Source organism: Streptomyces sp. NPDC014764 (genome assembly GCF_043082785.1).
GTDB classification, from domain to species: Bacteria; Actinomycetota; Actinomycetes; order Streptomycetales; family Streptomycetaceae; genus Streptomyces; species Streptomyces althioticus.
Genome location: NZ_JBIBXY010000004.1, coordinates 262683 through 279361 on the forward strand (window position 1 = coordinate 262683; position 16679 = coordinate 279361).

General features: G+C 70.5%; 18 protein-coding genes, 1 tRNA gene and 2 pseudogenes. 9 read left to right on the top strand and 12 right to left on the bottom strand.

Annotated elements, in window-relative coordinates; genetic code table 11:
• Positions 1 to 175: 175 nt before the first annotated feature.
• Complete coding sequence (locus tag ACF1AG_RS13035) at positions 176 to 496, bottom strand: hypothetical protein (RefSeq protein WP_391809746.1); 321 nt, start codon at positions 494 to 496, stop codon at positions 176 to 178.
• A 132-nt stretch (positions 497 to 628) separates the two neighbouring features.
• Between ACF1AG_RS13035 and ACF1AG_RS13040 the strand changes: the two are divergent.
• Positions 629 to 919 (top strand): annotated as a pseudogene (locus ACF1AG_RS13040) (UTRA domain-containing protein); the annotation flags it as partial.
• Positions 916 to 1131 (top strand): annotated as a pseudogene (locus ACF1AG_RS13045) (YdcF family protein); the annotation flags it as partial. The pseudogenes ACF1AG_RS13040 and ACF1AG_RS13045, both read left to right, overlap by 4 nt.
• A gap of 262 nt (positions 1132 to 1393) precedes the next feature.
• On the opposite strand, the gene ACF1AG_RS13050 reads toward ACF1AG_RS13045, so the two are convergent.
• The 3 genes from ACF1AG_RS13050 to dcd all read right to left on the bottom strand — a co-directional run bounded on the left by ACF1AG_RS13050 (position 1394) and on the right by dcd (position 3855).
• Positions 1394 to 1876 carry a hypothetical protein gene (locus ACF1AG_RS13050; protein ID WP_391809747.1) on the bottom strand — a complete coding sequence of 161 codons (483 nt, stop codon included), beginning with the start codon at positions 1874 to 1876 and terminating at the stop codon, positions 1394 to 1396.
• Positions 1877 to 2773: 897 nt separating this feature from the next.
• Positions 2774 to 3274 carry a phosphoribosyltransferase gene (locus ACF1AG_RS13055; protein WP_391809748.1) on the bottom strand — a complete coding sequence of 167 codons (501 nt, stop codon included), beginning with the start codon at positions 3272 to 3274 and terminating at the stop codon, positions 2774 to 2776.
• Between the two features lie 5 nt (positions 3275 to 3279).
• Positions 3280 to 3855, bottom strand: coding sequence for a dCTP deaminase (gene dcd / locus ACF1AG_RS13060; RefSeq protein WP_093549193.1), 576 nt, complete (start codon positions 3853 to 3855; stop codon positions 3280 to 3282).
• A gap of 523 nt (positions 3856 to 4378) precedes the next feature.
• Between dcd and ACF1AG_RS13065 the strand changes: the two genes are divergently transcribed.
• A tRNA-Gly gene (locus ACF1AG_RS13065) sits at positions 4379 to 4452 on the top strand.
• 425 nt (positions 4453 to 4877) lie between these two features.
• Complete coding sequence (locus ACF1AG_RS13070; RefSeq protein ID WP_359600279.1) at positions 4878 to 5444, top strand: Uma2 family endonuclease; 567 nt, start codon at positions 4878 to 4880, stop codon at positions 5442 to 5444.
• 63 nt (positions 5445 to 5507) lie between these two features.
• Here the strand turns inward: ACF1AG_RS13070 and ACF1AG_RS13075 are convergent, their stop codons facing one another.
• The gene (locus ACF1AG_RS13075) at positions 5508 to 5642 is read right to left on the bottom strand and encodes a hypothetical protein (RefSeq protein WP_359745845.1); all 135 of its coding nucleotides are present in this window, start codon (positions 5640 to 5642) and stop codon (positions 5508 to 5510) included.
• Between the two features lie 262 nt (positions 5643 to 5904).
• On the opposite strand from ACF1AG_RS13075, the gene ACF1AG_RS13080 reads away from it, so the two are divergent.
• Both ACF1AG_RS13080 and ACF1AG_RS13085 read left to right on the top strand, forming a co-directional pair.
• Positions 5905 to 6360: an ArsR/SmtB family transcription factor gene (locus ACF1AG_RS13080; protein ID WP_391809749.1), complete on the top strand. Its 456-nt coding sequence runs from the start codon at positions 5905 to 5907 to the stop codon at positions 6358 to 6360.
• Complete coding sequence (locus tag ACF1AG_RS13085) at positions 6357 to 6848, top strand: SRPBCC family protein (protein ID WP_391809750.1); 492 nt, start codon at positions 6357 to 6359, stop codon at positions 6846 to 6848. The genes ACF1AG_RS13080 and ACF1AG_RS13085 overlap by 4 nt, the downstream gene beginning before the upstream one ends.
• Before the next feature lie 102 nt (positions 6849 to 6950).
• Here the strand turns inward: ACF1AG_RS13085 and ACF1AG_RS13090 are convergent, their stop codons facing one another.
• Together ACF1AG_RS13090 and ACF1AG_RS13095 are read right to left on the bottom strand one after the other, a co-directional pair.
• Entirely contained in the window at positions 6951 to 7598 is a 648-nt protein-coding gene (locus tag ACF1AG_RS13090; protein ID WP_391809751.1) for a response regulator, read from the bottom strand.
• Positions 7589 to 8818 carry a sensor domain-containing protein gene (locus ACF1AG_RS13095; RefSeq protein ID WP_359600273.1) on the bottom strand — a complete coding sequence of 410 codons (1230 nt, stop codon included), beginning with the start codon at positions 8816 to 8818 and terminating at the stop codon, positions 7589 to 7591. Before ACF1AG_RS13095 ends, ACF1AG_RS13090 begins: the two co-directional genes overlap by 10 nt.
• 110 nt (positions 8819 to 8928) lie before the next feature.
• Between ACF1AG_RS13095 and ACF1AG_RS13100 the strand changes: the two genes are divergently transcribed.
• Positions 8929 to 10443, top strand: a complete 1515-nt coding sequence (locus tag ACF1AG_RS13100) for a serine hydrolase domain-containing protein (protein WP_387795922.1) — start codon at positions 8929 to 8931, stop codon at positions 10441 to 10443.
• Between the two features lie 82 nt (positions 10444 to 10525).
• Here the strand turns inward: ACF1AG_RS13100 and ACF1AG_RS13105 are convergent, their stop codons facing one another.
• Positions 10526 to 11029, bottom strand: coding sequence for a lamin tail domain-containing protein (locus tag ACF1AG_RS13105; RefSeq protein ID WP_359600270.1), 504 nt, complete (start codon positions 11027 to 11029; stop codon positions 10526 to 10528).
• 123 nt (positions 11030 to 11152) lie between these two features.
• Entirely contained in the window at positions 11153 to 12043 is an 891-nt protein-coding gene (locus ACF1AG_RS13110; RefSeq protein ID WP_387795924.1) for an ion transporter, read from the bottom strand.
• 228 nt (positions 12044 to 12271) lie between these two features.
• Here ACF1AG_RS13110 and ACF1AG_RS13115 point away from each other — a divergent pair, with 228 nt between their 5' ends.
• Positions 12272 to 12490 (top strand): hypothetical protein, encoded by a 219-nt coding sequence (locus ACF1AG_RS13115; protein WP_359600267.1) that lies wholly within the window; start codon positions 12272 to 12274, stop codon positions 12488 to 12490.
• A gap of 144 nt (positions 12491 to 12634) precedes the next feature.
• Here the strand turns inward: ACF1AG_RS13115 and ACF1AG_RS13120 are convergent, their stop codons facing one another.
• The 3 genes from ACF1AG_RS13120 to ACF1AG_RS13130 all read right to left on the bottom strand — a co-directional run bounded on the left by ACF1AG_RS13120 (position 12635) and on the right by ACF1AG_RS13130 (position 15644).
• Positions 12635 to 13255, bottom strand: coding sequence for a hypothetical protein (locus ACF1AG_RS13120; RefSeq protein ID WP_387795926.1), 621 nt, complete (start codon positions 13253 to 13255; stop codon positions 12635 to 12637).
• Positions 13252 to 14724: a sensor histidine kinase gene (locus tag ACF1AG_RS13125; RefSeq protein WP_387796126.1), complete on the bottom strand. Its 1473-nt coding sequence runs from the start codon at positions 14722 to 14724 to the stop codon at positions 13252 to 13254. The genes ACF1AG_RS13120 and ACF1AG_RS13125 overlap by 4 nt, the downstream gene beginning before the upstream one ends.
• Before the next feature lie 227 nt (positions 14725 to 14951).
• On the bottom strand, positions 14952 to 15644 hold the full coding sequence (locus tag ACF1AG_RS13130; RefSeq protein ID WP_359600263.1) for a response regulator transcription factor: 693 nt from the start codon (positions 15642 to 15644) through the stop codon (positions 14952 to 14954).
• A 263-nt stretch (positions 15645 to 15907) separates the two neighbouring features.
• Between ACF1AG_RS13130 and ACF1AG_RS13135 the strand changes: the two genes are divergently transcribed.
• Entirely contained in the window at positions 15908 to 16675 is a 768-nt protein-coding gene (locus tag ACF1AG_RS13135) for a DUF3152 domain-containing protein (RefSeq protein WP_387795927.1), read from the top strand.
• The last annotated feature ends 4 nt before the right edge of the window (positions 16676 to 16679 follow it).

A 16679-nucleotide genomic window follows, 5' to 3' on the forward strand; every position in this document is an offset into this window, starting at 1 on the left:
CCCGGTTCACGGCGGGCGCCTCACCGGAGGGGGTGACCGGCGGCAAGACGCTCCAGGCGTCGTTGACTCGATGACGGTAGTTGGTTCGCAGTCTTTTGCCTGGTCAGGACGTTTCGCGGATACGTAAGAACGCGAGGCCGGCGGATGCGCAGCCTCGCGTTCTGGGTGTTGCGTGTCAGTGCCAGACGGGCTCGATCAAGCTCGGGTCGAACCTGCGCGCTCCCCTTCCCGCCGGATGGATCAGCACCGCCGAGAGGCTGTGCAAGATCAATGCCTGTTGGCGTTCGATGGGGAGCGCGCGGAAGTCCTCGATGGTGTCGATGCTCAGTGAGGCCGTTTGCTGACGGGTTTTGCTGTGGCGCCCTCGCTCCAGCTTCAACTCGTCCCGCCGCCGCTCCAGGTCCGGCAGGAGCTGAAGCAGCGTTGAGACCGTGATCTCTTTGGCCTTCGCAGCCCTCGTCAAGGCAGCGATGTCCGCCTCGACATCAGCAAGCACGGACGCGTTCGGCCATGGCTCGTCCCCCGGCACCCGCATCGGCAACAAGGAAGCCTTGGTCCTGCTCGACGTCCCAGAGCACCCGGCCCGGCTCATCGCCGCCTGCCTCGACCTCCATCCGCTCTACCCCGACCGCACCCAGGCCCCGCTGGCCGAGGCGGCGGATTCCGCGTGCTGTACGACGCGGGTTACGAGATCGACCACATGAAGGAGCAGTTGTTCGCTCGCGCCGCCACCCCGGACGAGGTGAAGCAGCTCCAGTTGCCGCCGGGCGAACCGGTGGTCGAGCTGCACCGGACGACGTACACGGCGGACGGCACCGTCGTGGAGTTCGCCATCGGGGTACACGCGGCATCACGCTTCGCGTGGGAGTACGACTTCAAGGTGCCCGACTCGGCGAGGGATGGAGAAGGACAGCAGTGATCTCGACGCAGGATTGGGCCGACGCCCGGCGCGTATGGGACTACCACCAGATGGGCCATGCGCCTCGGCCGTGCTCGGTGGCCATCGGACTGGGCAGTCACGACCTGGGGGTGGCTGACACCGCCGTGGACCTGTACAAGCGCGGCCTGGCCCCCCTGCTCGTGTTCACCGGAGCCACCAGCCCGACGACACGGGAGCGCATGCCCCGCGGCGCGGGCCGGTAGTGGCATGAGCGGGGTGCTCCCATCCCGTCCACCATCGACCCAGGCAGAGCCGAGCAGACGCGGCCCAGGGCGTCCAGGTCGTTCGTACAGTGGCGCGCTCCACCTGGACGCCCTGAACCACGCCCGCTCCACGGTGTGTGGGTCGACGGCGGACGGGATGGGAGCTGGGGAGAGTGGTGGGTAACTGATGGTGGTCACGGTGAAGCTCGAAGGACGGGCAGACGAGCCAGCTATCAGAGACTCCATCGGGCTAAGACCATCGCTTGGTGATCGTTGCTGGAGACTCCGAGGCCGCCCACACCTGGATACGGATCTTCTCAGTCGTCTCGGGGCTCTCGTCGGAGTCGACGTCGGCCTGAGCTGCCCGAGCCAAGTTGCTTTGGGATACGCGGACGCGGTTCCAGCCTGGCGCGACCTCGAACGTGGCCGCATCGGGGGCATAGTCCGTGCAGCCCAGAACCATCAGGCGACCCGACGGCACATCGAGGCTGGCCTCAACAACGTGATCGAATTCCGAGCTGTCATCACTCGGCTCGTGAGGCAGGACGACCAGAGTGACGGATACGTTGACATTGACCACCGTGCCGATACCCAGCGCATCCCGTGCAACCGCGAGGTGATCGGCAACGGCCTGGTCTGTCCACGCGTCGCTTAGATCACCGTCCGAATCCGCATCGGATACATGTATCTGGAAGTAATCGGCGAAGAGGGTCAGCTCTGTCGTTGTCGTCATGGCGGCAGGGTGCCATGAAGCACTGACAGCCGATCTGACACCAGTAGCTGACACCAACAGCTGCGGACAGGGCTGGACGGAAGCGGTCCCCAGCGGTCTTGGCAGCGGAGCCAGGCACCTTTCCTCCTGCCTCGGCGGCCCCAGTGGTTGACCTGATAAGGATGAGGCCCGTAGATGTGTACCGCCTAGCAGTGCTCACTAGTGCCGGCTTACGCGCGAGGACCCTCCATGCGACCCGTCCAGGGCTGGGCGGAGCAGTTCACTCCACTGCCCCGTCGCTCACCCTGCAGCAGCCCGTTTGCGATAGTGCCTGATCAGAGCATCCGCCGCGGGCCATATACGGCGCCAGACCTGCGAGGACCTGCGAGGACCTGCGAGGACCTGCGAGCTATAGTCAAAGGGGAGCATGAACGGGCTTGGCTCCCCTTTCAGGGAAGCTTCCACAAGGTTTGGCTCTACGCAGAGGAGCCCGGCCCTGGTTGCCGCCAGGATCCGGGCTCATGCGTGGAGTCGTTGAGCGGGTCCGGCCGACTAAGTCACGGCCGGGCTCGCTTTACTTTGCCCTGCCTTCGTCCGGCTCACCGCCCACTTCTTCGCCGCGCTAGCGCGCCGCCAGCTGTTCCACACAGCTTGCGATCGCCGTCAAAGTCGTAAGGACCGCAATCAGGATCTGGGTCTTCGTATGTCCCCGTCCCCGATCATCCGGCTCTTCCGGCTGCTCAGACTCTCGCAGTACCGCAATGTCTCACTTCCTGTCGGGTCGTGCCTACCCCGATGGTTTCGGGGTCCTCAACACCTTGGGCTGAGGCGCGGGATGGACCGGAAGTGGACGGCAGGAGCATATCGGTAGGCGCTGACACCCCCGCGTTTGCAACAGGGGTCCGCCGCGCCCTAGAGCTATAGGGCCTCCTTCGAGGGCGCAATCGGCTCCCCTGACTTACGTACTGGAGGCAAAACACTCCACGGGAAGTTGATCCACTCGTCGGTGCGCTTCCACACGTACTCGCACTTCACCAGCGACTGCGCCTTCTCGTAGATGACGGCGCTGCGCACCTCGGCGACGGCGTCGAGGCAGAAGTCGCGGACCAGCTTGAGGGTCTTGCCGGTGTCGGCGACGTCGTCGGCGATCAGCACCTTCTTGTCGGTGAAGTCGATCGAGTTGGGGACGGGCGCGAGCATGACGGGCATCTCGAGGGTCGTGCCCACGCCCGTGTAGAACTCCACGTTGACGAGGTGGATGTTCTTGCAGTCGAGGGCGTAGGCGAGGCCGCCGGCGACGAAGACGCCGCCGCGGGCGATGCTGAGCACCACGTCCGGCTGGTAGCCGTCGTCGGCGATGGTCTGGGCGAGCTCGCGGACGGCGACGCCGAACTGCTCGTAGCTGAGGTTCTCGCGCATGCCGCTCACACCTGCGTCCGGTGGAAGTTGAGGTAGGACCGCGAGGCCGTGGGCCCGCGCTGCCCCTGGTAACGGGAGCCGTACCGCTCGCTGCCGTACGGGTGCTCGGCCGGCGAGGTGAGCCGGAACATGCAGAGCTGCCCGATCTTCATGCCGGGCCAGAGCTTGATGGGGAGCGTGGCGAGGTTGCTCAGCTCCAGGGTCACGTGCCCGGAGAACCCGGGGTCGATGAAGCCGGCCGTGGAGTGCGTCACCAGGCCGAGCCGCCCCAGCGAGCTCTTGCCCTCCAGGCGCGAGGCGAGGTCGTCGGGCAGCGTGATGACCTCGTACGTGCTCGCCAGCACGAACTCGCCCGGGTGCAGGATGAACGGCTCGTCGCCCTCCGGCTCCACGAGCCGGGTGAGGTCCGTCTGCTCGACCGAGGGGTCGATATGGGGGTAGCGGTGGTTCTCGAACACCCGGAAGTAGCGGTCGAGACGTACGTCGATGCTGGACGGCTGCACCATGGATGCGTCGTAGGGATCGATCCGCACCCGCCCGGCGTCGATCTCGGCCCGGATGTCCTTGTCTGAGAGAAGCACGCCCCGAGAATACGCAAGGCGCGCGCGGCGACCGAACCCGGCCGCCCCGCGCGCCTGCGCCCTCTGTCTGCGGGTTTCCCTGCCGACCCTGCCCGGCTACCTCTTCTGCAAGGCCACCGGCACGACACTGCGAAGCCGCGCACAGCGCGGACACCGCAGCAGCCGGCCGGGGCCGAGGCGCTCGGCCTGCTGCATCGGGAACGAGGCGGCGGTGAACACGTGCCCATCGGCACAGCGGACGACGGTGCGCTCCATCAAGTCCAAGAGTCCCTTCCCCAAGAGCCGCGTCTGGCTTGCTGCCCTGACGACAAAAGCCACGTTACGGGATGAAAGGAACGGTCCTCCAGGCGGCACCCCGGACGCTCGCCACGGCCTCACGGTACGCCTCGCCGTGTGCCCGCCGCAGCCGCTTCCACACCCTGAAACACCGTCAGGCCCCCGGGTCTTGGACACCGGGGGCCTGCGATGAGGTAGAGTGAGCGAGCGTTCGGACCACTCCCGACGGAGCGGATCTGGATCTTGCGCGGGTGTAGTTTAATGGTAGAACATCAGCTTCCCAAGCTGAGAGCGCGAGTTCGATTCTCGTCACCCGCTCCATATGAAACCCCCAGGTCATCGACCCGGGGGTTCTTTGTTGTCTGGACACCTGTGGGCGACTGCCGCACCACAACCGCACCAACAGTCCGCCGACGGCTCCTCCCTGTGGTGCGCACGGCGAAGACCTGGGTCCTCTTGCTGTCCACTGTGATCACTCGCAGCGTGCCAGGTTCGCGTCAGAACACTGATCGTCTGGATCGCTGGGGGAGGACATGAGCAGCAGAGCCGTTGAACGAATCGCAGGCCGGCGCCGGACCGGCAGCGTGGTGGGTCAAGCCCGATGCTCATGGCCCACACGCCGCTCTTCCACTCGGCAAGGGAATACGTCAAGGCGGCAAAGGTCTCCGTACCGCCCCGGCGCTTGGGAGTCAGTACGCTGAGGGCAGCGGGATCGGGCCCGCCGCACAGTGTCCGGGAGGCGTTTCATGACTGCCGAGATGGTGGCCCCGGCGTGGATGCACCAGCAGATCACGGCCGAGGAGTACGAGTCGTGGTCCGAGGAGCAGTGCGCCGGCATCGAGATCGTGGACGGAATGGTCGTCGTGAGCCCTAGCGCCTCCAAGCGGCACAACCGGCTGGCCCGGCTCCTGGCGAACGCCTTGGACGCCGCGGCCGGCCCCGATTGGAACGCCGACACGGATTTCGACGTCCGGCTTCAGGACGTCCCACTGACCAATCGCCGCCCCGACGTGACCGTCTACCGTGCGGACACGATCGATATCACGCCCACCCGGCCCGAGCACGTACTGCTCGTGGCCGAAGTCGTGTCGCCGGGCTCGGAGACCACCGACCGGATCGTGAAGGTGGACCAGTACGCCAAGGCCGGGATCGGCTTCTACTGGCGGATCGAGCAGGCCGCCACGGGCACACCGCTGGTGTACACGTACTTGCTCGACCCGGCGACGAGGACGTACCGCGAGGGGGACGTGTTCGCCGGCGTCCTGAAGATCACCGCCCCGTTCGCAGCGGAGATCGACCTCGGCCAAATCTGAACCGGTCGCAGGGCAGTCGGAAGGGCTGTTCAGCCCGAGTGGAGCGTCCGGCAGGCTCTTGGCCTACGAACCGACACAGACGCCCGGATCAGCGAGGTCGGCGTGGACGTCCCGCCATCGGCCGAAGCGCAGGGCGGACAGCATCGTCGTGGTCGGGGACGAGAAGTTCGCCTGTACCCAGGACTCCACCTCCGTCACGATCGACGGCTCACGCCTCGAGAGGAACGGTCCCTCACCGAGGTCCCCGCCGCCGAGGGCTTGCCCGCGTTCGCCGAGTCCGGCAGGAGGGCGTCGCCGCGATGTGACGCCCCGGCGAACCGGCGAGACCGCATTGCGGGAACGCCGACTGCGCCTGGCCGGACCGTGGGTGGAGCCGTCTCCCGCGAGGTGCCCTGACTCTGCTGCACCACGCGTCCGCGAAGTGCCGGGAAACGCGTAACCGATGGGTTACGCTTTACAGGTGGGTGGACTGAGCGAAGTGGACGGGTTGATCCAGGCGGGCGAGCCGGCCGGGAGGGACGGGCCGACCGGGGCGGACGCGCTGACCGAAGTGGCCGCCGCCGTCGCCGATCCGGTGCGCCGGGAGATCCTGTCCATGTTGCGCCACACGCCGCTGACGGCGGGGGAGATCGCCGCCCGGTTCCCCGTCAGCCGCCCGGCGGTAAGCCGTCATCTGCGAGTACTCCGGGAGAGCGGCCTGGTCCGGGACGAGCAGGTGGGACGGCACCGCCGCTACACGCTCGTCGCCACCGGGCTGAGCGCCCTCGCCACGTGGCTCGGCCAGTTCGACACACGGCACCCGGGCTGGTCGCAGCGCCTCGCGGCGCTGGAGACCGAGGTCCACCGCACCCGACGGGACCGGTCCCGGGCCGCCTCCGTCACCACCCCGCACCCTCCCGAGGAGGAGACTGCATGAAGCCCGAACCCACTGGACGGCTCGTCCCCACACCGTCCGGATACGACCTGATCCTCACCCGCACCTACCGCGCCTCCGCCGACGACGTCTGGGCAAGCGTCACCGAACCCGAACGCACCGCCCGCTGGTTCGGCCCCTGGCGCGGTGAGGCAGCGCCCGGCCGCACCGTCGAAGTGCAGTTGTCGTACGAGGAGTCGGCGCCTTGGTGCCCGATCCGGATCGAAGCGTGCGAGCCCCCGCGGCGGCTCGCCGTCTCGATGCAGGACGAGGCCGGCTCCTGGCCGCTCGAGTTGCTGCTGACCGAGACCGGGGGAACCACCGAGGTCCGGCTGATCCACCACCTCACCTCCACGGATCAGCTGGGCTCGACCGGCCCCGACTGGGAGTACTACCTGGACATGCTCACCGCCTCACGCACGGACGAGCCCCGGCCCGACTTCGAGGACTACTACCCGGCGCAGAAGGCCTACTTCGAGTCTCTGGCATGAGGACCCGACGCGAGACCGTCGCCCTGGACCTGGGGTACGACCACGGTCTCGACGTCCTCGCCCGCGGGTACGGGGTGGACGTCGCCGGCTGAGGCAGCGTGGTCAGGCCCGCAGGTACGTCAGCACCGCCAGCACCCGCCGGTGCGTCTGCCCGTCCAGGTGGAGGTCCAGCTTCTGCAGGATGTTGCTGACGTGCTTGTTGACCGCCGCCTCCGTGACGTACAGCTCGCGGGCGATGGCCGTGTTGGTGCGGCCCTCCGCCATCAGGGCGAGTACCTCGCGCTCGCGCGGGGTGAGGCGTTGCAGGGGGTCGCGGCGGCGGTTGAGGAGCTGGCGTACGACCTCCGGGTCGACGACCGTCGCGCCCGCCTCGACCTGCGTGACCGCCTCGACGAACTCGCTCACCGCGCTGACGCGGTCCTTCAGCAGGTAGCCGACGCCGCTGTCGCTGCCCAGGTCGAGCAGGTGGGCGGCGTAGGACTGCTCGATGTACTGGCTGAGGACCAGGACGGGCAGGGCGGGGTGTTCGCGCCGCAGGGCCACCGCCGCGCGCAGGCCGTCGTCCGTGTTGTCCGGCGGCATGCGGACGTCGGTGACGACGATGTCCGGGGCGTGCTCACGGACCGCGGTGGTCAAGGCGTCCGCGTCCCCCACGGCGGCCCGGACCTCGTGGCCGAAGCGGGTGAGGACCCCGACCAGACCGTCCCGCATCAGCGGGGAGTCCTCGGCGAGTACGACGGTCAGCGGCACGGCAGCTCCACGTGCAGCAGCGTAGGCCCACCCTGAGGACTCGACACACGGAATCTGCCGTCCGCCGTGGCGATGCGGTCCGCCAGGCCCACGAGTCCCGTACCCACCGACGGGTCGGCGCCACCGACGCCGTCGTCGCGGACGGAGAGGGTCAGCACGTCAGTGTGCAGACGCGCCTGCACCTCCACCCCGCTCGCCCCGCTGTGCTTCACCGCGTTGGCCAGCGCCTCCGCGACCGCGAAGTACGCCGTCGTCTCCACAGGGAGCGGGAGCCGGTGCGGCAGGCGTATGTCCACCGTGACGGGAAGAGAGGAGCGCGCCGCCACGTTCTCGACCGCGGCCGCCAGGCCCTGGTCGGTCAGCGCCTTCGGGTGGACCCCGCGGCTCAGCTCGCGCAGCTCCTCGACCGCGAGCGTGACCTGTTCCTGCGCCTCGGCCAGACGCGTCGCCACCGGCGAGCCCGGCTCGGTGTCCAGCGCGGTCAGGCCGAGCATCACGTTGAGCGAGACCAGCCGTTGCTGCGCACCGTCGTGCAAGTCACGTTCGATACGCCGCCGTTCGGCGTCGAATGCGTCGACCAGACGGGCACGGGACGCGCGTACGTCGGTCAGTTCACGGCCCAGTTCGTCGTCGCGGGGCGCCAGCATCAGCCGGGTGACGGCCGCGCGGGCGCCGGCCCAGGCGGTGATGGTGTAGGGCGCCGCGGCCAGCAGGATCACGCCGACCACCGCCACCGACCAGGCTCCGGGATCGCCGAGATCGCCGGCGGGCGTCATGATCAGGAGGACCGGGTTGGCGAGGGCGAAGGCCAGGACGAGGAGGTCCACCCACCACAGCGCCGTCGCGGACACGACCGTGAAGCCCAGCTCGCGCCAGGTCACCGGCTCGCGCAGCCGGGTCCGTACCCAGGCCTTGAGGCCCGGGGCGTCGGGCGCGCGGTGCGGGTCGGGTACGGGGTCGAGGTCCACCAGGCGCAGGCGCCGGCGCTCGAAGCGGGTGACGGCGACGCCGGACAGGGCGGCGGCGAGGAGGATCGGGGCGCCGATCAGCACCACGAGCGACACGACGCCCGCGACGAGCAGGACGAGGAGTGCCGAGACGGCCACGGCGCCGAGAGCGACGCCCGTCGTGAGGTACGCGAGTGAGCGCCACGGCCAGCTGGAGCCGAGCACCTTCAACGGGTTCTGGCCCAGCGCCTGCCAGGCGGTCCGGTGTCGCATCCGTCGAACCTAGCGAGGCGGCGGGCGCGGGACAGTAGTGCGCGCACTACCTCCGGGACTCGTGTGAGTGCCCGTGTGCCGGAGGGGTGGCGCGGGGTGCAGTGGGCGGCATGAAGCTGACCTCTGTTCTCGGCACCGTCACGGCCGCGATCGGCCTCGCGGGTGCGCTCACCGTCGGTGTCGTACCGGCTGCCCCCGCCGCCGCCCCGTCGTCGTCCCGGGCCGTGCTGGACGCGAACTCCGTCGACCGGTTCGTCGAGGAGTACGTGAAGCAGACCGGGCTGCCCGGGGCGGTGGTCGCCGTGACGAAGGGCGAGCGGGTCGTGCACACGGCCGGGTACGGGCACACGGCGACCGGGCGGGACATGACCGGGCGGACGCGGCTGCCCGTCGCCTCGCTGTCCAAGGCGATGACCGCGCTGGCGGTGATGCAGCTCGTCGAGGCGGGGGAGGTGGAGCTGGACCTGCCCGTCGTCCGGTACCTGCCGGAGTTCGTCATGGCCGACGGGCGCCACCGGGAGATCACCGTCCGGCAGCTCCTGACGCAGACCTCCGGGATGGACGACTTCGCGTACCCGGATCTCACGCGGGCGCAACCGTACACGTTGGAGGAGGCCGTCGCCGCGATGAGGGGAGCGCCGCTCTCCGCCGATCCGGGCAGCCGGTACCGCTATCACAACCCCAACTACTTCGTCGCCGCACGGCTGGTGGAGGTGGTGAGCGGCCGGCCGTTCGCGGAGTACCTGTCCGCGGAGGTCTTCCGACCGCTGGGGATGACGGACACCGTGTCCGTCGACTCGACGAGCGAGATGCCCGACGGGGCGCGGGGGTACGTCCGTGCCTACGGCACCGTGGTCGCGCGCCCGCACCCGCGGTGGTTCACGGCGGGCGGCCACGGTGTCGTCACCACCGCCGACGACCTCGCGCGGTGGCTGGTCGCCCAGAGCAACGGGGGCGTCTCCGCGGAGGGCCGCCGTGTCGCCACGGCCCGCACCGTCGCGCTGACCCACACCCCGCCGACGGCGCCGGCGGACACCGAGTACGCGATGGGGTGGCTGGGGCACCGGGACGACTCCGGCACCGAGGTGATCCGGCACAACGGGCAGCTCCTCACCCACAACGCCATGGCCACACTGCTGCCGGACAGCGGAGTCGGCATCGCGGTCGTCACCAACACGGGGATGCTCGCCGGGGACGACGCCGCGCAGATCACGTCGGGGCTCGTCGACCTCGCGCGGGGCGTGGAGCCGGAGGTGGAGAAGCCGTTCTCGATGACGGCGGACTGGGTGCTGGCGGCGCTGACGGTGGCGGCGGTGGGGCTCGGAGTGCGGGGTGTGCTGCGGGCGGGGGTGTGGGCGCGGCGCCGGGAGGGGCGGGCGTGGTGGTGGACGGTGCTGCGCTTGCTGCCGCTGACGCTGCCGGTCCTCGTCCTCACCCAGCTCGGCTCGCTGGTCGGTCTGCTGATGTTCCGGTCGGGGACGCTGGCGCAGACGACGTACGCCTGGCCGGCGTTGGCGGTGTTCGCGGGGGGCGGGGCGCTGGCGGCGGGGGCGGTGGCCGTCGCGCGGGGAGCGGCGTCGGTCCGGCGCGGACGGAGGGGAGGCGGGGCGCTCGGGCGCGCCTGAGGCGGTACAGCGGGAGGGCCCGGGGACGACGACGGCCCCGGGCCCTTCGTGCCGAGCCGGACCTGCCGAGGCGGACGTGCCGTCAGCCGTGGTACTTGATGTAGCCGTTGCCGTCCTTGTCGTGCGCCTTCTTGGTGTAGGCGTGGATGTCGGCCGGCTTGCCGCCCGGCTTGTAGAAGTAGATCGTGTCCTTGTCGTTGTTCCACATGAAGTTGCAGTTCTGGCGGTACACGACGTTCTTGCCGTCCGAGTCGGTGCCCCGGCCCCCGCGCAGGTGGACGTAGTCGCCCGGCTCCAGGATGTGGTTCGACTTGAAGACGAAGGTGTTGCCGGCCTTGTCCCTGACCTTGTAGCCCTTCAGGTTGACCTTCGACTTCTTCGAGTAGTTCTTGATCGTCAGGTACTCGTTCTTCGTGTTCCCGCCGGAGCACTTGTTGGAGTCCCGCCCGGGGGCGTCGTACTGCACACCCTTGATCTTGAGCGCGGAGGAGTACTCGGCCGCGTGCGCCGGTATCGCCGCCGTGAGGGCGAGCGCGGCTGCGGCGGAGGCGGTGGCGGCAGCGGTCACGGTGCGCCGGATGAACATGAGGTTCCCCCCTCAGTGGTGCGAATGAAGCGTCCGGAGCATACCGAAGGTGTTCATACGATGATGGCGATGTGAAGAAGATGTGACTGTCGACCGTCGGTCGGCTGGTCCCGACCGGCTCTCCTATGCCCGACGTCGTGGGGGCAGCGCCGGCAGGGAGTCCGACGGTGGGGGCGCCGCGCCCGGCAGTTCGCGTTCCAGGGCGTCCAGCGCCCGGCGGGCCTCCTCGATGCGCAGGCGCAGGGAGTCGCCCGCGGGCGGGGGCGCCGCCTGCGAGGTTTCGCGGTCCAGGTCCCGGGCCTCGCCCAGGGACGTGATCACCACCCCGATGAGGACGTTGACCAGGACGAACGAGGCGAGCAGGACGTAGGACGCGAAGTACAGGAGGCTCCAGCGGGAGATGTCCAGGCCCGCGCGGACCGCGTCGCCCACGCCGTCCAGGGTCATCAGCAGGAACAGGGTGAGCACGGCGCGGCCGAGCGAACCGTAGTGCTCGGGATCCGCACGGCCGAAGAAGACCCAGCCGACCATGGCGTAGACGTACAGCAGCAGCGCGCCGACGAGCAGGAAGCTGAGGGTGCCGGGGAGGCTGCGGACCACCGCGACCAGGACGACGCGCAGTTGGGGCAGGAAGCGGGCGGTGCGCAGGACGCGGGCCAGGCGGAGGAGGCGCAGGACCGTGCCGTTCTCGCGCAGTACCGGCAGAAAGGCGCAGAGGACGACCGCCAGGTCGAAGAGGTTCCAGGGGTCCTTGAGGAAGTCGCGGGGGCGGTCGGCGTGGGCGGCCAGGCGCAGAAGGATCTCCGCGGTGAAGGCGGCGAGGCAGACGTGCTCGGCCGTCCGTAACCAGCGGTGCCAGTCGGCGGCCAGCCCGGAGTACGTCTCGACGCCGAGGAGTGCGGCGTTGGCGAGGATCAGCGTGACGACGGCGGCGGTGAACCAGTGCGCCTCCGTGACGGCGCGGGCCCGTGCGGCCAGGGCCGTACGGGCCGGGCGTGCTCCTTGCTCGGACATCGTGCGGGTGCTTCTCCTCGCATGTGCGGCACCGCGGGCGGGTGCCTGCGATCGTGCGTCAGGGGGTCCAGGGGGGTGTCCGGCCAGGTCAGGGGCGGTATTCGGCCGTTTCCGGCGCCGTGGGGAGGAAGGCCGCCCCCGGCCCACGGGACGCGCCTATTCTTCTACACGTTTGTAGAGACTCAGGTCCGGGTCCTGCCCGGCCGCGCATCCCTGGAGACGACACTCATGGCCTCGATCGACCTGGACAAGGTGCTGGACAAGTCGTGGGCGGACAAGAGCCTGCCGGAGATCCTCGACGCGCCCGTCGCCGCGCTGAAGGGGGTCTCCGACCGTGACGGCGAGTTGCTGCAGGAGGCGTTCGGCGTGAAGACCGTCGCGGACCTGGCGAACCTGAAGTACGTCCGCTGGGCACAGGCCCTGGCGGCGCTGGAGGCGGCGAAGTAGACGGCTCGGCGAGAGGCCGCGGTGCCGTTCGTCCGGGGGTGGACGGACGGCACCGCTCGACCCGACGCGGGGGTGGGTCGTCTGCACGCCGCACGACGGAGTCGGCGGCGGGACGGGCGGGGCCCGTCGGGTTCGAGTCGCCGGTCAGCGTTCCCCGTCTCCGGGGAACGGCCCGCCCCCTCCGGTCTCGGCCGGCGGGTTCGTGGGGCAGGCCGAGGTCGGGGACGTCATCGTCCAGGACGTGCCGCTGACCTTGAGGGCGGGGACGGGGCGGGCCGCCTCCCCGGGGGTGTCCGACGGGTGGGGGACCGCCGTGGGGGCCTGCGGGGAGGCGTAGCGGACCGTGCAGGTCAGTTGGAGGAGAGCCTCGCGGGACACCGGCGTGGGAGTGTCCGGGAGGGTCACCGCGATCGTGAAGCCGTCGGTCACCGTCACCGACGGAGCGCCCGACAGGCGCGGGAGGTCCGTCGTCGCCGACAGCGCCTCCTCCTTCTCGTTCGGGCCATCGAGGAGGAGGCGGACCACCGAGGTCAGGTCGGCCGCGTCCGTCGCCGGGCGGAGGTACGCCGTCGGTTCGCCGTCCTTCAGGAAGAAGAGCGGGACGGTGGCCGGCGCCGTCAGGTCCGCCGTCGGGACCGGCCCCGGCATTCCGCTCGCCGGGGCGCCCGCCTCGATGACGTCGGACGCCGGGACTCCGCATCCGGTCAGCGCCGTGAGCCCCATGAGTCCCGTGAGTCCCGCGAGAAGCCTCACCCTGTGTCTCACTCCGCGCCTCCCTCGCCGTCCAGGTCCAGCGGCAGCTCCACCGTGAGGACCGCCCCGCCGCCCGGGCGGTTCGCCGCGTGGATACGGCCGCCGTGGAGGCGGACGTTCTCCGCCGTGATGGCCAGGCCCAGGCCGCTGCTGTCCCCGTCCCCGCCGCCGTGCCCGCTCCTCGCCCGTGAGGTGCTCGCCTTGTAGAACCGCTCGAAGATGTGCGGCAGCACCTCCTCCGCGATGCCCGGGCCGTTGTCGGTCACCTCGAGGACGGCGAGGCCGTCCCGCGCCTCCAGCGTCACCCGGACCGGCGGTTCGCCGTGGCGCAGGGCGTTGCCGACCAGGTTGGCGGTCACCACGTCGAGCCGGCGCGGGTCGACGCGGGCGCGCAGCTCGCCCGGAGGGGGCAGCCGCAGTCCGACCTCCTCCGGGCGCCAGCGGGAGGCGACGGTGCGCCGGACGGACTCGGCGAGGTCGATGTCGTCGCGGTTGAGCCGCGCCGCGCCCGCGTCGAAGCGGGATATCTCCATCAGGTCCTCGACCAGCACGCTCAGCCGCTGCGTGCCCTCGCTGACAAGTCGCAGCGCCTCGCCCGTCTCGCCCTCGACCCGCTGGTCCAAGACGTCGGTGACGGCCGTCATCGCCGCCAGCGGGGTGCGCAGTTCGTGGGAGACGTCCGCCACGAACCGGCGGCCTCGCGCCTCCAGGCGCCGCAGCTCCGCCACCGTCCGCTCCAGTTCGGCGGCCGTCTCGTTGAACGAGCGGGAGAGATCCGCCAGTTCGTCGGAGCCGGTCACCTTGAGCCGCACGTCGAGCCGGCCCGCGGCCATCTTGCGCGTCGCTCCGCGCAGGGCCCGTACGGGGCGCAGTACGCCGCTCGCGGCCAGCAGCGCCAGGACGACGGCGAGGCACAGCGCCACCAGGGTGGCCCGTTCGATGCCGCTGACCATCGCCTCGACGTACCCCTCCTCCGCGGTCTGCGGCACCTCCAGGTACATCACCACCCCGGAGAGCCGTTGCTCCCCGTCCTCCGTCGTGTACGTCATCGGCATGCCGACGAGGAGACGGGGGCTGCCGTCGACGTTCACCCGCTGGAACACCGCCGCGCGCCGCGTCCGCACGGAGCGGAGCATCTCGGGGCTGGGCCGGGTGAACCGGGGTGTGGGGGCGTACGCGCGGCGGTCGCCGTAGGTGGCCATGACCCGCCAGCCCGACAGGCGGTTGTCGTGGATGATCTGGTTGACCGTCCACTGGAGGTCCGACGCGGCGGGGGCGTGCGGGACGGCGGGCGCGACGGCCTCGACGCTCGCGCGGAAGCGGTTGATGACGGAGTCCTGGCTCTGCTGGAGGACTCCCGTGCGCGCCTCCCGGAAGGCGAGGGCGCCGGTGCCGAGGGAGCTGGCCATGGCGACGAGGACGAAGGAGATCAGGAGGCGGGAGCGCAGGCCGCGGAGGGGGAGCGGGATGCGGGTCACCACGGCGCGGAAGAGGCGCCGGGGGCCGGCGAGCGACGCCGGGTCCGGGTCCGGGGTGTTCCGGGCGTCCCGGACGTTCCCCTGCCGCGGGGTGTTCCGCGCGTCCAGGAGGTTCCCCTGCGTCCGGGTGTTCCGCGCGTCCGGGGCGTTCCGCTGCTCCGGGACGTCCCCCACGTCCGGGACGTCCCCCCGCCCCGGGGTGTTCCGCTGCTCCGCGGACGGGTCGCCGTTCACGCGCGGCCGGTGCCGAAGCGGTAGCCGAAGCCGCGGACGGTCTGCACATAGCGCGGGTCCTTGCCCTCGCCGAGCTTGTTGCGCAGGCGCTTCACGCAGGCGTCCACGAGGCGTATGTCGCCGTGGTAGCCGTGTTCCCAGACCGCTTCCAGCAGTTGCTGGCGGCTGAACACCTGGCCCGGGGACGCGGAGAGGGTGAGCAGCAGACGCAGTTCGGAGGGAGCGAGGGTGACGGGCTCGCCCCGGTGGGTCACCTCCAGTCCGGCGCGGTCGACGACCAGGTCGCCGTGCGTCTCGGGCCGGGGCCGCGCGCCGTCCGGCGGGGAGGCGTCCTGCCGACGCAGGACGGCGCGTATGCGCGCGTCGAGGACCCGCGCCTGCACGGGCTTCACCACGTAGTCGTCCGCCCCCGTCTCCAGGCCGAGGACTACATCGATGTCGTCGCCGCGGGCCGTGACCATGATGATCGGTACCTGGTCGCGCTCCCTGATCCGGCGGCACACGTCCAGGCCGGACATGCCGGGCAGCATCAGGTCGAGCACGACGACGTCGGGGCGGACGGCGCGGAGCTGCTCCAGCCCCTCCTCGCCCGTCTCCACCGCGACGACCTCGTGGCCCTGGTGCCGCAGGCCCAGACGCACGGCCTGCCGCACGATGGAGTCGTCCTCGACGATCAGGATCCGTGGCATTGCGGCAGTTTAAGCAGGGCGGGTGAACGGCGGACGCGGCCGCCCTGGATCCCCTGACGCCGAACCGTCGTTACCGTTCCGAGACCTCGTGGGCTCAGGGCGATCAACTGGGACGACCAGATTGACCTGCCATGCGTTCGGTACGAGATCCGGTACGGGAGAGGCGACCCAAACCCCCCACCGGCAGAAGCGCGGCCGCTCGCCGCACCGGCGGGCGACGGCCGTCCTCCCGCCGTCGTGTGCGCCCCCGCAGACGAGGGCGCGTGCTGCTGACCGTGCTGATCGCGGTGGCGCTGCTGGGCGCGGCGGCGTTCCTGCGGGCCGAACTGCAGGACGCGGGCGCCGCCCAGCAGGGCACGCCGGACGCACGGCCCTCACGGGCCACCTCCACGCCTGCCCCTCCCCCGTCACCGCCCCCCGTCCGCACGGCCCCCTCCCCCACCCGGACCACGATCGAGGTGCCGGAGCGGGGCAGCGGGACGTTCGTCACCGCTCGGTCCGGCGGGGAGACGGTGGGCGAGGGGTCCCGGCCGCTGCGGTACGTCGTGGAGGTCGAGGACGGGCTGGACGTCTCGCCGTCCGACGCGGCCGAGGAGATCGCCGGGATCCTGGCCGCCCCTCGCGGCTGGACCCACGATCCGGACAACGCGTTCCGGCTGGTGGGCGCGGGCGCCCCGCACGACCTCTCGATCAAGATCGCCACCCCTGCCACGGCGGACGCCCTGTGCTGGGAGGGCATCGGGCAGGACACCGGGGGCGAGTACAACTGCGAGGTGCCGGACGGGGTGGTGGTGAACCTCCGGCGCTGGGTCGAGGGCTCGCCCACCTTCGACGGGCCGATCCACGACTACCGCGCGCTGATCATCAACCACGAGATGGGCCACTTCCTCGGCCACTCCCACATGACCTGCGGCGGCGAAGGACGGCTCGCGCCCGTGATGATGCAGCAGATCAAGGGCCTGAACGGCTGCATGGCGAACGCCTGGCCGTACGACGAGGAAGGCGACCTCGTCACGGGACCGGCCGCCTGACCGG

What these genes read in the sequence shown, in the direction of transcription:
- ACF1AG_RS13050 (WP_391809747.1), bottom strand. Translation starts at nt 1,876, where the DNA reads ATGACGACAACGACAGAGCTGACCCTCTTCGCCGATTACTTCCAGATA.
- ACF1AG_RS13055 (WP_391809748.1), bottom strand. Translation starts at nt 3,274, where the DNA reads ATGCGCGAGAACCTCAGCTACGAGCAGTTCGGCGTCGCCGTCCGCGAG.
- ACF1AG_RS13070 (WP_359600279.1), top strand. Translation starts at nt 4,878, where the DNA reads ATGACTGCCGAGATGGTGGCCCCGGCGTGGATGCACCAGCAGATCACG.
- ACF1AG_RS13085 (WP_391809750.1), top strand. Translation starts at nt 6,357, where the DNA reads ATGAAGCCCGAACCCACTGGACGGCTCGTCCCCACACCGTCCGGATAC.
- ACF1AG_RS13095 (WP_359600273.1), bottom strand. Translation starts at nt 8,818, where the DNA reads ATGCGACACCGGACCGCCTGGCAGGCGCTGGGCCAGAACCCGTTGAAG.
- ACF1AG_RS13100 (WP_387795922.1), top strand. Translation starts at nt 8,929, where the DNA reads ATGAAGCTGACCTCTGTTCTCGGCACCGTCACGGCCGCGATCGGCCTC.
- ACF1AG_RS13105 (WP_359600270.1), bottom strand. Translation starts at nt 11,029, where the DNA reads ATGTTCATCCGGCGCACCGTGACCGCTGCCGCCACCGCCTCCGCCGCA.
- ACF1AG_RS13110 (WP_387795924.1), bottom strand. Translation starts at nt 12,043, where the DNA reads ATGTCCGAGCAAGGAGCACGCCCGGCCCGTACGGCCCTGGCCGCACGG.
- ACF1AG_RS13115 (WP_359600267.1), top strand. Translation starts at nt 12,272, where the DNA reads ATGGCCTCGATCGACCTGGACAAGGTGCTGGACAAGTCGTGGGCGGAC.
- ACF1AG_RS13130 (WP_359600263.1), bottom strand. Translation starts at nt 15,644, where the DNA reads ATGCCACGGATCCTGATCGTCGAGGACGACTCCATCGTGCGGCAGGCC.